Source organism: Legionella bononiensis, assembly GCF_016786215.1.
GTDB classification, from domain to species: domain Bacteria; phylum Pseudomonadota; class Gammaproteobacteria; order Legionellales; family Legionellaceae; genus Legionella; species Legionella bononiensis.
In genome coordinates this window covers 245,444-260,848 of the sequence record NZ_JADOBG010000022.1, presented here as the reverse complement: position 1 = coordinate 260,848, position 15,405 = coordinate 245,444, and the positions used below count along the sequence as shown (strand labels likewise).

Below are 15,405 nucleotides of genomic sequence, written 5' to 3'. Positions count from 1 at the left end.
ATCAGTCCTGAGTGGGTTTCATTTTTTAATTTAACATACATAGTACATGGGTAATTTGGTAAATGAAAAATATTTTTTCTTGTCCTTAAGAGCTTAAACGTGGAGAGGTATTCTGGTGTTCATGAGGTTCGACCAGAAGCTGGGCAATTGCTGTTTTGTTTAAAGTGTTATCCTTCTGATATTTTAATTTCACTTCAAGTCGTTCTAATGATGCAGTCAGGTTTTGCTTTAATTCTGCGTTAAAACGCTCATACAGCGGTTTCTCTCCTGCAATTAAACTTTTTATTTGCCGTTCCAACACTAAAACTAACCACGGAGTAGTGTGTGGCAATATCGCCTCAATAATTTGGTGAAATCGCTCTTTTTCGGCTGGACTGTCCTTGGTCAGTTGAGAAATAAGTACTGCAAAATCAGAATGTCTTTCGATCGGTGAATTAGAACTAATGGTTTCAAATTGTTTGGGCGTTAATATCCCGGCTGCCATTTTGCAAAATGGTTCTTGAACGTTTCTAAAAATTTCCCAAAATTTGTTTTCATTGATGGACTGAATTAATTGATCTTCAGTGATGTGTTGTAAGATGATCTTCAGACGCTGTTCTCTGTTGTCAATGTCAGACTTATGATTTAGCGGCTTTGCTTCGATCCGCCAAAAATGAGTGAGCAGATTGTTACAGTCTGGTGAAGCGGCTCGCTCTGCAATCATTTTAACTCGATGGGCGGGCAAAGTATTCAAATCTTCAATGAGCTTATTCTCATTAATAAGATAAGTTGTAGCATTTAAATCATGAATGAATGCTGCAAACGCTTCATCGGTCCACTCTTTTTGTAGTACTACAGTCGGAGTAGCATATACCGGCTTAACCGGAGCTTTGACCGTTGCCCATTTGGAAGGAGCAGTCTCCCTGGTAACTGATGCGGCTGGCACTGTATGATGGATAGTGTGTTGTGTATTCATGGCAATATAATGTTCGGCCAATTTGGTCAGTTCAATTTTAAATGAAGCTGGATGAGCTAAATGGGTAATCTGATCTATTAACGCTGTTTTCACTTTCCCTGTGGCATGAGGAATAATTGAAACAAGTTTCCCTAATAAATAAGGATCCGGCCTGAGTTTTTTTATCATGGAGTTGAGCATGTCGTGTTTTTTATTATCCGAAGCGAACACGTTCAATTGATTACGATTTAAGGTATTGGCTGCTGCCTCTATGTATGCGTCTTTGTTTAACAAACCTAAAAATTCAGGAGAATCAAAAGACGCTGTTAATTGAGTTTCGGAGAGAGACTCAAGCACCAACGCAAATTTGTTTCTTTTATTTTCTCTTTTCGATGGTTCAAATTCAACACCATTAAATTGCCGCCATAAAAAATCAAGTTCACTTAAACTGTGAGGTCCTTTGCCTTTGAGGGGGCTTAATTTACCCACAAATACTTGAATATCTGTATCGCTCATTTGATTCAGTCTATCCCAAAACTCATGATCTGAACTTTTAGGATTTTTAATTACTTCAATCAGTTTTACGATATAGGGCTCCTTTACTTTGGGTACATCCTCTCTTTTTTTGCGAACAGCATTTGATTCATCCTTCTTTATCAGTTGGTTTATAGTGACCGTGAACGCTTTAACGTCTTCAGGGTTATTGAACTGATGGGATACTGTAGTTTTGAATAGATTTGATTGGGGTTTGACTTGTTGTTTTGCGAAAAATGTATCTTGAACATCTGTTGTTCCTGTTTTGAACGTACGAGTTGTTCCTGTATTATCTAATGCCTTAATAATGGGTTTCTGATTGCTGTCGGATTCGGACTTCTCTGCTTCGTTCATTAATAGAGGGATTTGCGGCGTAGTCGAATCTTCTGTTTCTACGGTTGCCTGAGTCAAATCCAGGCCTAGATTGAACGCATATACAGTACCCAGAGAGCCAATTTTTGCTCCTCTCAAACCTGATGTTAAAAGATTATTATGAGTGAATGCTCCATAGATCAAGCCAAAAAGTCCACTGAAAATAGCCAGTGGCGAGGTCAATATAACTCCTAGAGTAGCAATCAAGACAAGAATATAGCCACTGATGTTTTTAAAATAAGCGGGTTTTACAGAGTGTTTTTTTTGAGGTGTTTGTGATTTTGAGGTTTGGTGATCGTCCTGCTCGAGTTGATTTACCTTCTTTTTTACAGCTCTGGTTTTATGGGAATTTTTTTCAGGAACATCATTCATCATCATCTCAATAGATTTAAGTATTTATCTAATGTTAATATTAATGCACAAATATGAGCTTAACAATTTATTTATTAGTCATGATTTGTTTAGTAATAAGTCAAAAAGGTAATTTAACGATAAAATACCCATCCTGAGTGATTTATAGTGAAGCTCGATAATGCACCATTTCTAGATGCTCTTCTGTTTTTCCCTTATTCAAAGGAAGTAAAAAAATGTATGATTTAGTCACAAAATATATTGAAAAACAAACGTCTCTTCCTCAAAAGAATATTTTGTTGGCTGAATTAGAACACATTCAGCAATGCACTGATGAGTTGCCTTTATTACGTGAATTTATTTTAAAACTTTATGATATTGCTGAGAAAAAAAAATTTTTAAATCGAGTGAATGCAAGTTCCCCCATACAAAAAATTACTGAATATCCGCCTATATATCAAGCCATCAAAAGTTTGGTTGATTACGCGGTTCAATTGAAAGTAAAAGAGTACAATCAAATAACGACTCAAGAACAATTGAATCAATTTTTGGTTTTTTTTCCTGCGAATCTGCGCTTCAATACTAGAGAACTGTTCATAGATGCTATGCAATATTATTTTAGAATCTCATTAATCACTGGTCTTGAAGGTAATTTGGAACAATTTAACTGGTGGAAGGACACTGATCACTATTTTAAATACCCAATGAAATTATTTAAAGCGCAAAAAACTATTTGTGATCGTCTTGATGTGGATGCGATGATATCTCATAAGCATTTTAGTACTCGTCCTCTAGAGCAAGCAATTAGCAGGCAGGATACAGAGTATCAAATTCAACCCGGTTATATTTCTCTTGGTACTGATAAGGCAGCTCAATATAATCCAAAAACAGAACTAGTAACCCAACTGCTTCATCCATATTATAAAACTGGTAGAAAACGAGTTGGTTATCCTGTTAAAACAGGACACTCTGAACAGTACCCCATTCGACTATTATCTACTAGAATTACCAATTGTCATACAGTTATAATTCATGATAGCCGTAACCAATATATTATGCTTCATGTTTCCCCTTCCTCAGTAACAGGTGGAAGTGACAATATGTTTATCTCAAGCATTCCCAAAGTCGCTTATCTCGATTTGCAACCCAAATACACCAATCCTGATTTAGGATTGCAAAAAGACTCCACGATAGACATTGTTGTTGTGGATAATGCCAGCTACTTTAATCTAACTCGTCTAAAGAACATCTTACCCGAAGGCGTCACTATCAATTCAGTTCAAAAAATTAAACCGGATTTACGAAAAGGCCAACCTTATGCGGTGTGTTTCGTACCTGATGAAAATAAGCTTTATATTAAAGCATTTGATTATTTCGTTGAACATGCTAGTGTCTTTAAGCCTTTGAGTCAGGTTAATGATTTGGCTACGTCGCAGGTTAACCACGTTGAAGAAACGCCGTCTTTAACAATATAAATCCATCATTAAGTATTCGATCTGCACTGATTCCAATGGTGACAGTATCCAGATGAGTTAGGTGATTCGTTCGAATGGATCGAGAAATTGGCAAATGGTCTGAGTTATTCATACACTTAAATATAATTTGTGCTGAAATGAAACAATTGAGATGCTGTAGATGTTTTTTAGCATGACGCACAAAGAGGATCAAAGGATATCTATTATGAGTTATTTCAAAACAAAGACACCTCTGTGCGACACTAAAAAAAGCCCGCAACACATAGATCTTGAGATTATTCCGCGCTCTGTTGATCTTGGTGGATTTGAGGTAGGGCGCGTTTTACCTTCCAGAGAAAAACGAACCGTCGGACCTTTTATTTTCTGGGATCAAATGGGACCTGGAGAATTTCTTACTGGAAAAGGGATTGATGTGCGCCCGCATCCCCATATTGGTTTATCCACCATGACTTATTTGTGTTCTGGCGTTCTTGAACACAGAGATACATTGGGAACGCATCAAGTGATTGTTCCGGGTGAAGTCAATCTGATGACGGCAGGAAGGGGAATCGCTCATTCAGAGCGATCTCCTCAAAAAGATCGTCTGCATCCACAGCACTTTTGGGGAATACAATGTTGGTTGGCTTTACCTTTGAACAAGGAAGAAATGGAGCCTTCGTTTAACCATTATTCCAGTAATACCATTCCGACTTATTATGACAACAAAGACATTAATTTACGGGTTATTGCTGGGGAATGGATGGGATTAAAATCACCGGTGGTTACTCAAACTGATGCTTTGTTTGTCGAATGCGAACTTAAGGCATCCGGCCAAATAAGTATTCCAGGAACTATTGAGGAACGGGCGCTTTATATTTTAAGCGGTGAGATCAGGATTGATGGCACGAGCTACAGTAGCAATAGAATGCTCATTCTTAAACCTGGCTTTGAGGTTAAAATAAAGGCCATTTCGAATTCCAGGGTCATTATTCTTGGAGGCTCAGCTCTCGAAGAGCCCCGTTATCTTTGGTGGAATTTTGTATCCAGTAACAAAGAACGAATTGAACAGGCTAAAATGGATTGGAAGGAGGGGGCATTTGGGAAAATCCCTGGCGATGATCAAGAGTACATACCATTACCGGAATAAGGTTGGTTGAACAGTTCGATGTCGACGTACTGCTACTTGTTCTTGAGCACTACTCAGGTGTTTAAAATGCGCATTGACTAATCTAAATTTGCAATTTCTATAAGGTCGTCATCCTCGCGAAAGCGGGGATCCATGCAACAATATGGCATGGTGCTAATTCGTTGCATGGATCCCCGCTTTCGCGAGGATGACGTATAACCAGTGAAGAGTAGGAATTTAAGTAGGATTAATCAACACGTCCCATGATGCTTTATTCAGTCAGGAAAACGAAAAATAGGTTTGAAACTGGTGGCATCTTCCCAGGTAATTACAGGATTATCTCCAGTGTCCCATTGCTTCCAAGAGGCATTTTCTTTCAGTCGATAGGGTGCGCGCATCAATTCAAGGCTCTGTTGCAGGGTAGTTAAATCATGAGCTTCATACAGGGTAAGCTGTCTGGAAGGTGTTCTTCCCTGGCTGCTGTATCGGCAACATCCTGTCCAAGTGGGAACATCAGCGAGATTCTTAAGCAAATAGTGGTGTTCATACCAATCATCAAAAACAGCCATTTGATCTGGTTTTACTTCAACACTGACCATGAAAAAAGGGCGGCTTCCAAATTGATCCATACCTGTTCCACGTGGATGTTGATAACGTTGTGTGTAGATACAGGCACTTTCCAAATGATTTAATCCATTGGTTTTAAATTGTTCCCATTCTTTTTTTTCTTGTTCACGACCCGGGCGTTGTCTTATTGCCTCAAGGATAATCTCAGCATCTATATTGGGAGAACACTCATAGATGGTTAAAAACTGTTTGTTATAATAGCGAAGTGTACCTTGTACATTATGCTCCTGATAACGTCGTGCCGTTTCTAGTTCTGGAACCACCCTCATTAACTTGGGTATGTAGATGTGATGATAAAATTCATTAAATTCTGCTTCTTTCTCTGAAGAGATGCTCAGTTTTACAAGGATTATGGTTTTACTGGTCATGATGTATTCCCTGGACAGAATTAATAAACACGTTTTTATAGGCAAAGATTGTAACATCCTGATAGGCATTTACTTTTAGATAAGGTTCTTCTTTCAGCCATTCCTCCGCCTCTGGAAGTGAGTTGAATTGTGCGATGATTAATCCTCCTTTTGGGACTCCCTGATGTTGAGCATCTAACAAAGGTCCGGCCAATAAAAGCCTTCCTTCTTCCCTTAATTTGTTTAATCGGGCTACATGCGCCTCTCGTCCCAATTCTCTTGTGACATTGGAATTTTCGCTGTCTGTACACACGAACGCATAATAATGTTCAAATGGAAATTCTTCATACATATTAGATACCGGTTGGGTGAACATTTATTGTAATTTCTTGATGAAATCATCAGGTTCCGATTCCAGGTCGCTTTAAAAAATAAAGAAAAATATACTAAAAGAATAGATTCCTTTGACGAGGAGCGCAAGCTCTGAACAACATCGATTCATGACAAATAAAAATTGGTACAAGAAAACCGAGCCGCGACCGTAAGGAAGCGGAACAGTTAATTGAGCACATAGATAGTATTAAAATCGTTCAATTAAGATGACGCAAAGCGGTTTATGAAGAAAAGTTTATATAAATAGTGATAATTAATGATAAATTGAGTGATTCCAATTTTATAGTATTGATTATGAAGAAGAACAATCTAGCGTCTGCTATCAGGATGGCTACATTAGAAGATGCAAAAGCGATAGCGGAAAATCATATTCGTTCCTGGCAGGAAATGTATAAAGAATTTATTCCAGAATCCATATTGCAGGAGCTATCAATTGAAGAGCGAACCCAACAATGGTCAGACCTTATAAAACAAAAGGTAAAAGTATTAGTTATTGAAGTCCATAATAAAATTGTTGGATTTGCCAGTATTTGCGCATTCAGGGATGATCATGGCGGCGGGGTAAAGGGAGAAATCAGTGCCATTTATTTGCATCCTGATTATTGGCGTTTGGGATTAGGCACTAAACTCTGTCGGGCTGCATTATCCGAGTTATCATCCTCTGGATATAAAACCATTTACCTCTGGGTATTATCGGATAATTATCAAGCACGAAAATTTTATGAATCCTTAGGTTTTCAGGTTACTGGCACAACCAAAATGGAAGAGTTTTATGAGGGTGGGGCTTTGTTAGAGGAAGTTCTGTACATGAAGAAGCTCTAAGTTCTGTTTTAAAAGAATGACTGTGGTGATCGCATTAACATGGGCTTTCACCATGCATTGGAACATGTTCCTGTCTATATAAATACTATTAAATCCCCTCACTCTCAGGTTTATTGAGAATCTATGTAGCGCTATTGACGCTTAATCTGTTCACCTATTCAGCATGTTGCTTCGTTAAATATTTTGGCATATCGTTACCGCTCTTTAATTGTAAAGGACTTCAGTTTATGTTTTTTGATAAATCTTGCGCGTTAACTTCCAATAAAGCTGATGACGCACGTGCTATATTGACACGCCATGGCATTCGAAAAGAAGAACAAATTACCCGATTCTTCTCATTAAAACGAGCAGGAGGTCAGAACATCCCTGAACTGTTTATTGATGGTCAACAGATTGGTTATCCCGGTTATTATCTTAAAAAACTCGATACGCTCAGTGAAGAAGGAGCTGCCTATGCTGCCTGTCTTGATAACATTACCGCATCTTTTCATTACGACCGGTTTGATGGCATAACCGATTCCGCTGAGCATGGCATAAGCTCTCCTAATGGAGGATTTTATGTGTTATACCATCAGGATGGAGACACACCAAAACTTGAAGACTCGATTATTGCTCATGCCTGGGCATGGCGAGGTGATGATGGCTCTTTGTGTTTGAATACAATAGCGGTGTTCCCCAGAGTTGATGTTAACCTGATCAAGGATATGTTCCGTTATTTGGGGCATATGCTGTGCACTCAATATGATGTTCCTTATGTGCATACAGGGCATGTGGATGCTGAGGGTTATTGTCCGGCATTTTATAATGTTCCTGCTGCTGTTATTCATCCCCTGGATCATCGTCAGCACGCTTATTCTGAAGACGAACAATATGTGCTGGCACATAAAGAAATGCCTTTTCTTCTGATTGGCGCTGTTCAGTCTAATGAGTTGAAATCGATGATTGCTAGTGAAATGGGACCTTATCTTGATGATTTGTTCTGTCAAACTGAGAATCTAAAAGATAATAAACGTTTACAACGTATTGTGGCATTGATGATTCATGTTGGCCGAGACAACAATAAAAATCCATTTTTTCAATTGCTACTTGCTGCTGCAGGGGAACGAATCGAAGAATTCCATGCTCTGGTAGATGCTAATCGCAAATATATAAATGAACTGAATAATCTAAATTATCGCTATATTCAACGCGATCCGTATATCGATTTTAGTGCTATTCAACACGGGGCTTATATCAATGCTGTAAATGAAGTGGGACGAAGTGCGCTTCATGTAATCATATACACTATAGTAAATAACCTAAACACCGTAAATAACCCTATTGACACAATTCGACACGTCATTGATCAAGGCATTGATCTGGATATTCAAGAAAATTCTCTCGATTACACGGCGTTAATGTTAACTTTGGACAATGTTTTATATGGATTGGATATTGAGATAGGTCGAGATATCGCTATGCTGCTTATAGAACGTGGCGCGAACCTGGAGATAAAACATAAATCCGGGGTTACCCCCCTGATTGCGGCAACCAAAAATAATGATCTGGAGATGGTCAAAACTCTGGCAGAAAAGGGCGCTAAAATTGAAAACCACGATGCTGAAAAGAAAACGGCATTGTTTTGGGCCGCAGAGTTGGGATATATTCAGATCTTTGACTATTTGCTGACTCAAGGAGCAATCCTTAATTTAACCTGTGATATTCAGAGAAACACGCCTCTTTTAGCTTGTGTACAATCAAGTCGCTGCCACAATGTTGGCATTCTGTCCAAAGGTTTGGAACAGGAAGGGGTTGATATGCAACATAAAAATGCGAAAGGCAATACAGTACTCCATGAAGCGGCACATAACGCTGATTATTTAGAATTTTTATCGCCTTACTATTCCGATATCGCATGGTATGACGCAATAAGTGAACCCAATCAAGACGGTGATACCGTACTGCATTGCGCTGTGGATGATTCGCAATCTCTGACGTTCATTTTGCAAAGATACAGGGAAGATCATCAAATACTGCAAGTGGTTACGGCATCTAATAAAGTGGGTGATACCCCACTTCATAAATCAGCAGACAAACCATGGTCTCTGCCTGCCATGCTGACTCCTCTGTCGCCGAACTCAAGGGCTGTAGCAGTTAATGCATCGAATCAAAAGGGCGAAACAGTATTGTATTTAGCCTTAAAGAACCCAGCGGCTCTCAAGGTCATAGTGAATTTATTAACCCCTGATCAACTATTTGTGGCTCTGACAATGAGGAATGCAAGAGGGCAAACTGTATTGCAATACGCTGCTTTATATCCGGAATCATTAGAGCTTATTTGGGATTGCTTAACTGATGATCAAAGGGGTGAAGCATATAGAATACTAATTCCTTATTTATGCAGTACCCCCAATGCCCCTAAATTGTTAAGAACTGTATTAGAGAAACTTCCCCAGGATCAGAGGATTGACGCGGTAAAAATGAAAGACAGTCAGGGGAAAACGATACTGGATCATGCTGTATATCGTATTCAATCGTTAAAAGATATATTAATTCTGTTACCTGAGGAACATCGGTTGGAGTTTTTGCGAATGACCGTTGGAGGTAAAAGCGTAACCAAGCATCTTATAGCCAATCAACCCTTTCCTGCTATAGAACACTCATTCGTTGGACAATATTTGAAAATATATTCTCATCTGGTTAATCCTGGAAAGAAACAGAGCTATCAATTTTTTGACAAAAGCGAATTACCTTTGTTCCGGTATTTAATTGATGCAGCAATATCGTTTGATGATGTTAAAAGTCTTGTTCCCGAAGATTGGCAAGAGAGGCCGGATTTTAATGAGCATATTAAAAGCGCCTTGAGCAATAGATTGTCTTTTAAATCCGAGAAAGACGATAAGAACATCGAGTTCGAGACCGTTGCGCCTGGAATATAAGGATCTATGAACGGAAGTAGAGACACCTCGTGAGTTAATAAATAAAAACAGTTCGATATAGGTTCTGTTGACCATTCATTGTGTTAATTATCCGTGAAGGCCGACGTACCGCGGCTTGTCCGCGGTATCCAGAGATTTGCTGGATGGCACCGACAAGCCGCGCCACGTAGGGGTTATAGAGTAATTGTCAACAGCCCCTAAGAAATCCATGTATTTTTCAATATCTATTGGAACCCTCATCGTGCGCTAGGTACAAGCTGACGGTTACCGAATTTATTGATAATTTTCAAGCACATACAATTTAAAATGAATTTAATATTGCCATCATGTTTTATTTAAAAGCATATTACTGTATAATATTCGTACTTTTTATATGTGTAGGAAACTTCATGAAAAGATCAACATCAGTGCTCAATTTTCATAGTATTTCAACCCAATCACAAGCAGCCTCTTCTACTCCTTCTACTCCTTCTACTCCTTCTACTCCGAGTATCATCGATTTAAAATTGAAACACGCTCTTTTTATGGAAAGCCAAAAAGGCACACCTGCCGAACTTTCTGAAGCATACAGTAAAATTAAAAAACAATTACTTACAAATCGCTCTATCGAAGTTGCTCAAAATGCCATAAATCATCTGAAACAACTTTTAATTGATGTTGAATCGACTGATAAAAGTTTTTTTATCAATAGTCTTAAGGCGAAATGCAGGTATTTACTCGCATGCTGTTTACTTTATGTAGAAACTCATTCTGAAACAATCAATTTAGAAACATGTGAGTCTGCTGTTCGATTAATTGAAAGTGCCCGTAGACTCGGATTAACCGGTTTAGAAAGGGCGATCGAAATCAGTACTGTATATTATGAAAAATTAAGTCTGCTTTCTAAATCTTATGAAGCACATTTACACAGAATAAATACCCCATTACCTCGATCTCCGAGTGGCGCTAAAATAGAAACCTCTTTGCGAAAAAGTGTCGGAGAATCATTGTTCATTCACCATTTTAATGCAACCAGAATTTACTTATCAGAAGAAATGCCCAAGTTAATTGATGAGATGCTTTCCAGTGCAATTGATTTTGACTCAAGATTTGGGAAAGAACGATATTTATCTCCAAGATAACACAAGGATGTGTTAACACGTCGCGGAACGATTTCATCAACTGCCTATGAATAGTATCTGGATAGCTCAATGCTGAGGTATTCGGACATTTATTTATTCATCTTATAGGCCTTGGTTAATTCACACTGATTGAAATTACGTCATTCTCTCGAAAGCGGGGATCCATTAAGCAAACACAAACAGGTGCCAATGTGATACATGGATTCCCGCCTGCGCGGGAATGACGTACTTTTGCCCAGATGATTTTACTATCAACCCTATGGGGAATTAAATGCCAGGATTCCTCAGAGCAAAATGTCAGTCGATTGCAGTCGTACTATTCTATAAGATCATCCTGATTAACCAACGCGTATATTTTTGAATTGCCAGGGATCATTTAAATCAACATCTTCCGGGTATAAATTCCCTCTGTTTTTTAAAGGAGTCCAATCGGTATAGTACCCTGCGAGTGTCCCTAGATAACGACTTGCGCTATTTAAAATAAATTGATGATCGATTTCTTCGGGTTCAAGAAGCCCTTCATTGGGATGTTCAATCATCCAGGTTATTGCGGAAATCATACCTGCGGTAACCTGTAAGCTTGTTGCATTATTATAAGGAGCCAATTGTCGTACTTCGTGAATGCTCAGTGAAGAGCCAAACCAATACGCTCCTTTTTGATTACCCATGAGCAGCACGCCAAGCTCATCTCCTCCGTCGATTATTTCATTTAAAAGGAGACGACGTTTAGGAGGGTTCTGCCATTCATTACCCCGTAATTCATCAAGAGAAAGTCGAGCGTCAGGGCAGGGGTTATACGCATAATGAACTGTTGGTCTGTAAAGCACTTGTTCCCCATCATGAACAGTTAAATAATGACTGATTGACGTTGTCTCGGGGTGAGTAATCATGAATCCCTGAAACGCGCCTATGGATGGTGTCCATGAACGAACAAAGGTACTTGCGCTTGGACGCGTCAGATAGATAGAGCAACGAGGACCTACGGTGTGCGCGCGGGCATCAACTGGCCAATGCGCTTCATGTGTCCCCCATCCAATTTCAGCGGGTTGCATACCTTCTAAAATTAAACCTTCAATTGACCAGGTGTTGATAAACTCATTAGGAGATTTAGGGAGCGCGGAGACTTGAGAGTCTTGTTCTGCAACGTGAATTACCTTGATGTCAAGACGCTTGGCCAGATGAGCCCAATCTGATGCTGTAACAGGCATGGAAACAGAGATCCCATTATCAATTGCTATATTCCATAAAGCTTGTTTTACAAAATGTGAAACCAGTCCAGGGTTTGCTCCATGATTAATTAGTGCTGTTTTTTTTGTTGTTCCTTTCAACTGAAGGATTTTTTCACGTAACATATAATTTGTTCTGTGTTCCAGGGATAAATCATTCAAAGTGAATTCTTCTTTCCAGAGTTCTGTCGCAGCATTGATAAACAGCGCTCCTTTTTGATCACAGAGCATAATCAGACTGTAAGTCGATATTCCTGTAGATACGGCAATCAATAGATCGTTTTCTTTAAGTTGGTTACCAATAATCGTAAGGTAGTTATCCGAGTTTATGGTCTGTATTTGAAAATTAACGCCAAATTCCTGGGCTATATCTTTTGATGTGTCATTGTCTGTGATGATTGTTATTTGAGAGGGATGAAGATCAAAAGTGTCCAGTAAAAGCGGTAATAGCGCTTTTCCAATACTACCGAAACCGAGCATAATGATGTTGTTTTTGAAGCTAATTTTAGGATTGATATTTTTATTCATGATTTATCCTTGGCTTTCAATTTTAATCTAGACACAATTTTGCGTTTATGCAAGGTGGCTAAGAGATTCATTGCCTGGATTCCTGTTTAAAACACGTATATAAAGGTAACGATCTCTCAGGATTGTGTTTATTGGGTATATTCTCAATAAATCAGGGTAAGAGCGTAACTAGCCTATTAGTCATTATTCAAATAAACCAATTCATACGGTAGTTTTAATAATTTCCAATATGCGTAATATTTGCTTAATTAAGTCGTAATATATCCTTAATCTATATCTAATATACTGTAATGGAGCATGATGGAGTGTTTTATGACGAATCCATTAAAGTATGATGATATTAATGTATCAAGTGATAATAAAATTGCAAAACAGATGGTTGGTAGTACAGGTTATGAATTTACTGAAGAATCCAACTTTGGTGTGCTGACCAAAAAATCAATTGATTGGGGTGTTGATGCGGATAAACAATCCCCATGGAAAATACATATAAGCATCGATCAAAATGATGTTGGCAAAGCATGGGAGTTACTCGCTCCTTTATTAATGAAATATGATGTGCCATGCTTTAAAGTGACTAATCTCAACAGGGTAAACAGCGAGCTGTCTGCTCCAGACTTAAATGAAAATGAAAGAAAAAAGGCAGAGCGAATTTCAAATGGATCACAAATTACTGTTTACATTCCAGCAGACAAGGAAAAAGAATACATTAAATTAATGCAGGAAGTTGAGCAAAAGTTGGCCGAAGCAAAGATTAATCCCGGAATATCTGACGTCAGTGATAAAAAGGTAGGGAATTTTTGCTCAGTAAGGGCATCAGGTGTCCCAATGAGTGATAAATACCCGTACCAAAATGCCTCTACAAATTATAATCCTTTTGATGATTTAGAAGACCCATTCGTCCTTAAAAAAACTTATGCCTGGACAGAAACTCAAGCTAATTTAGATAATGCAATTATAAAATTAGAGGAATTGAAGAGCAAACTGAGTTTGGATGAACAAAAATATCAAGACAGTAAAATGAAATGGGGTTCTTTAAATGGAGCAAAACTGGAGGATTCCCCTGAATCTATTATTCGTCAAGGTAAAATACAGTCTCTGTCTGAAGCTGTTGATGCATTCATATCAGTTAAAAAGGACATGAACGATTATGAACAAACTTTGGATGTTCGGCCTGGAAATTCGGTTGAAACTAAATTTAAAGAATTTCATGAACGAATTCAAACTGCAAGTAAGGAAAAAATTTTAGATAAGCCCGAATTAGGTCAACTGCATAGCTTCACTGAGAAATTTATCGATATTATGAAAAAAGTGGTTAGTCTCGGCTTTTGGAGTCATAAACCTGAAGCAGTACAAGCCATTATTCCTTTATCAAAGGAGCAGCCGTTATCTGAAGAGGAAACACCAATGTATAGTTCGCCCTCTATGGGTGGATAGTTAAAAGAATGGTCAGTAATTATATCGAATACAGCTTCTTTATGTTTGTGTAGCATCTGTGATGGTGCGTAATGAAATTTAATAAAACGCACCTATCTGAAGAGAATTGTACATTTGTTTCAATGCGTAGAGGTCGTACTGAGCGTTCGACCTCTGGGGAGTCAGTTGATCTGAGATGAGTCCTTATTCGATAGATTTATTATTAACGTTGATGTTGGAAAAATAATTTTTTATCGCCGTAATTTGATGCCAATAAAGAGCTTTCTAACATTAAAGTGCCTATATGATATTCTTTACCCTGGTAGTCTCCATATACTTCATATAGTGGACCAAAAGGTACTTGCAAGAAAGAAACTCGGAAATCTTCACGTGAATTTTCCGGTATTATGTTTTTTACCATACTGGTTGGTTTGAAATAGATACGCTCTGGATATACTGGAATACCTTGGTACCTTCCATCGATTGTCCAGGCAGCTAAATGCCATAGAGGTAGATTATTTGCTGGCTCGCGGGTCCATTCAAATATTTTTTCTATCGCCTTTAAAGTCCAGCTTGTTGGGTGAGGTATCTGGTTTGAAAAATCTTTTGCAAAATAATTCCAATTTCCTTCCTGGCCTTCAAGTAAATTCATAACTTGTAAATTTAAAGAAGCATTTTCGGAAATTAAGAATTTAATGGCCATGCCCGGAACGTAACTGTCATCAGAAGGGGCAGTTGCCAAAGACAGCCTGGCTACACCTATCCCTCCGGTTTGATATATGCCTGTAAATGGATGATATGCCGCTGGAATAAGCGCGACTTTACCTACTGAACCATTAGCATGAATAATTTTCACTCGGCCTTTGGGTAGTTCATCACTGGTATAGTCAAAAGTAGGTTTTAAGTTAAATAATCCGTTCAGTTTTTCGAGTATTTCTGAAAAACTGTTCCCACTGAACGAAGGCAATGGTTCCAGCTCATGACTCAAGACGATCTCATGCCATAATAAATTCTGTTTTTCCTCGGCGGTCAGATTTTGGTAATCAGGGGGTAATTGAGCGTATAAAGCCGAATTTAGGATAAAGCACAAGAAACTTCTAATAATTAATCTGAAACAACGGTGCATTAAAAACTCTCCTTGTTATTCTTATTGAATTCGGTGACAGGGTATATGAATTAATTTATTTTTTCCAGTTAGGTCCTTGTTTATCTCGCAAAGATGGAGGTTTGTACTGA

At 38.4% G+C, this 15,405-nt stretch carries 11 protein-coding genes; 6 read left to right on the top strand and 5 right to left on the bottom strand.

All coding sequences use genetic code 11. From position 1 onward, the window contains the following. Positions 1 to 85 precede the first annotated feature (85 nt). Complete coding sequence (locus tag IZU94_RS14850; RefSeq protein WP_238400715.1) at positions 86 to 2,218, bottom strand: hypothetical protein; 2,133 nt, start codon at positions 2,216 to 2,218, stop codon at positions 86 to 88. A gap of 209 nt (positions 2,219 to 2,427) precedes the next feature. On the opposite strand from IZU94_RS14850, the gene IZU94_RS14845 reads away from it, so the two are divergent. Together IZU94_RS14845 and IZU94_RS14840 are read left to right on the top strand one after the other, a co-directional pair. Next, the gene (locus IZU94_RS14845; protein WP_203112266.1) at positions 2,428 to 3,666 is read left to right on the top strand and encodes a hypothetical protein; all 1,239 of its coding nucleotides are present in this window, start codon (positions 2,428 to 2,430) and stop codon (positions 3,664 to 3,666) included. Positions 3,667 to 3,871: 205 nt separating this feature from the next. Then, entirely contained in the window at positions 3,872 to 4,792 is a 921-nt protein-coding gene (locus IZU94_RS14840) for a pirin family protein (protein ID WP_203112263.1), read from the top strand. Between the two features lie 254 nt (positions 4,793 to 5,046). On the opposite strand, the gene IZU94_RS14835 is transcribed toward IZU94_RS14840, so the two are convergent. Beyond that, positions 5,047 to 5,766, bottom strand: a complete 720-nt coding sequence (locus IZU94_RS14835; RefSeq protein WP_203112261.1) for a hypothetical protein — start codon at positions 5,764 to 5,766, stop codon at positions 5,047 to 5,049. Continuing rightward, positions 5,756 to 6,097, bottom strand: a complete 342-nt coding sequence (locus IZU94_RS14830) for a YciI family protein (protein WP_203112259.1) — start codon at positions 6,095 to 6,097, stop codon at positions 5,756 to 5,758. The genes IZU94_RS14835 and IZU94_RS14830 overlap by 11 nt, the downstream gene beginning before the upstream one ends. Before the next feature lie 335 nt (positions 6,098 to 6,432). Here IZU94_RS14830 and IZU94_RS14825 point away from each other — a divergent pair, with 335 nt between their 5' ends. The 3 genes from IZU94_RS14825 to IZU94_RS14815 all read left to right on the top strand — a co-directional run bounded on the left by IZU94_RS14825 (position 6,433) and on the right by IZU94_RS14815 (position 10,999). Continuing rightward, complete coding sequence (locus IZU94_RS14825) at positions 6,433 to 6,960, top strand: GNAT family N-acetyltransferase (protein WP_238400503.1); 528 nt, start codon at positions 6,433 to 6,435, stop codon at positions 6,958 to 6,960. 227 nt (positions 6,961 to 7,187) lie between these two features. Further along, positions 7,188 to 9,878: an ankyrin repeat domain-containing protein gene (locus IZU94_RS14820; RefSeq protein ID WP_203112257.1), complete on the top strand. Its 2,691-nt coding sequence runs from the start codon at positions 7,188 to 7,190 to the stop codon at positions 9,876 to 9,878. 389 nt (positions 9,879 to 10,267) lie between these two features. Continuing rightward, positions 10,268 to 10,999: a hypothetical protein gene (locus tag IZU94_RS14815; RefSeq protein WP_203112255.1), complete on the top strand. Its 732-nt coding sequence runs from the start codon at positions 10,268 to 10,270 to the stop codon at positions 10,997 to 10,999. 338 nt (positions 11,000 to 11,337) lie between these two features. Here the strand turns inward: IZU94_RS14815 and IZU94_RS14810 are convergent, their stop codons facing one another. Further along, a complete protein-coding gene (locus IZU94_RS14810) occupies positions 11,338 to 12,753 on the bottom strand; it encodes a saccharopine dehydrogenase C-terminal domain-containing protein (protein WP_203112253.1) in 1,416 nt (471 codons plus the stop codon). Positions 12,754 to 13,065: 312 nt separating this feature from the next. Here IZU94_RS14810 and IZU94_RS14805 point away from each other — a divergent pair, with 312 nt between their 5' ends. Beyond that, positions 13,066 to 14,190 (top strand): hypothetical protein, encoded by a 1,125-nt coding sequence (locus IZU94_RS14805; protein ID WP_203112249.1) that lies wholly within the window; start codon positions 13,066 to 13,068, stop codon positions 14,188 to 14,190. Positions 14,191 to 14,392: 202 nt separating this feature from the next. On the opposite strand, the gene IZU94_RS14800 is transcribed toward IZU94_RS14805, so the two are convergent. Further along, complete coding sequence (locus IZU94_RS14800; RefSeq protein WP_203112247.1) at positions 14,393 to 15,295, bottom strand: hypothetical protein; 903 nt, start codon at positions 15,293 to 15,295, stop codon at positions 14,393 to 14,395. Positions 15,296 to 15,405 lie beyond the last annotated feature (110 nt).

Excerpts from the sequence above, each read along its gene's own strand:
- IZU94_RS14845 (WP_203112266.1), top strand. The coding sequence starts at position 2,428 with ATGTATGATTTAGTCACAAAATATATTGAAAAACAAACGTCTCTTCCT.
- IZU94_RS14835 (WP_203112261.1), bottom strand. The coding sequence starts at position 5,766 with ATGACCAGTAAAACCATAATCCTTGTAAAACTGAGCATCTCTTCAGAG.
- IZU94_RS14820 (WP_203112257.1), top strand. The coding sequence starts at position 7,188 with ATGTTTTTTGATAAATCTTGCGCGTTAACTTCCAATAAAGCTGATGAC.
- IZU94_RS14810 (WP_203112253.1), bottom strand. The coding sequence starts at position 12,753 with ATGAATAAAAATATCAATCCTAAAATTAGCTTCAAAAACAACATCATT.
- IZU94_RS14800 (WP_203112247.1), bottom strand. The coding sequence starts at position 15,295 with ATGCACCGTTGTTTCAGATTAATTATTAGAAGTTTCTTGTGCTTTATC.
- IZU94_RS14830 (WP_203112259.1), bottom strand. The coding sequence starts at position 6,097 with ATGTATGAAGAATTTCCATTTGAACATTATTATGCGTTCGTGTGTACA.
- IZU94_RS14850 (WP_238400715.1), bottom strand. The coding sequence starts at position 2,218 with ATGATGATGAATGATGTTCCTGAAAAAAATTCCCATAAAACCAGAGCT.
- IZU94_RS14805 (WP_203112249.1), top strand. The coding sequence starts at position 13,066 with ATGACGAATCCATTAAAGTATGATGATATTAATGTATCAAGTGATAAT.
- IZU94_RS14840 (WP_203112263.1), top strand. The coding sequence starts at position 3,872 with ATGAGTTATTTCAAAACAAAGACACCTCTGTGCGACACTAAAAAAAGC.
- IZU94_RS14815 (WP_203112255.1), top strand. The coding sequence starts at position 10,268 with ATGAAAAGATCAACATCAGTGCTCAATTTTCATAGTATTTCAACCCAA.
- IZU94_RS14825 (WP_238400503.1), top strand. The coding sequence starts at position 6,433 with ATGAAGAAGAACAATCTAGCGTCTGCTATCAGGATGGCTACATTAGAA.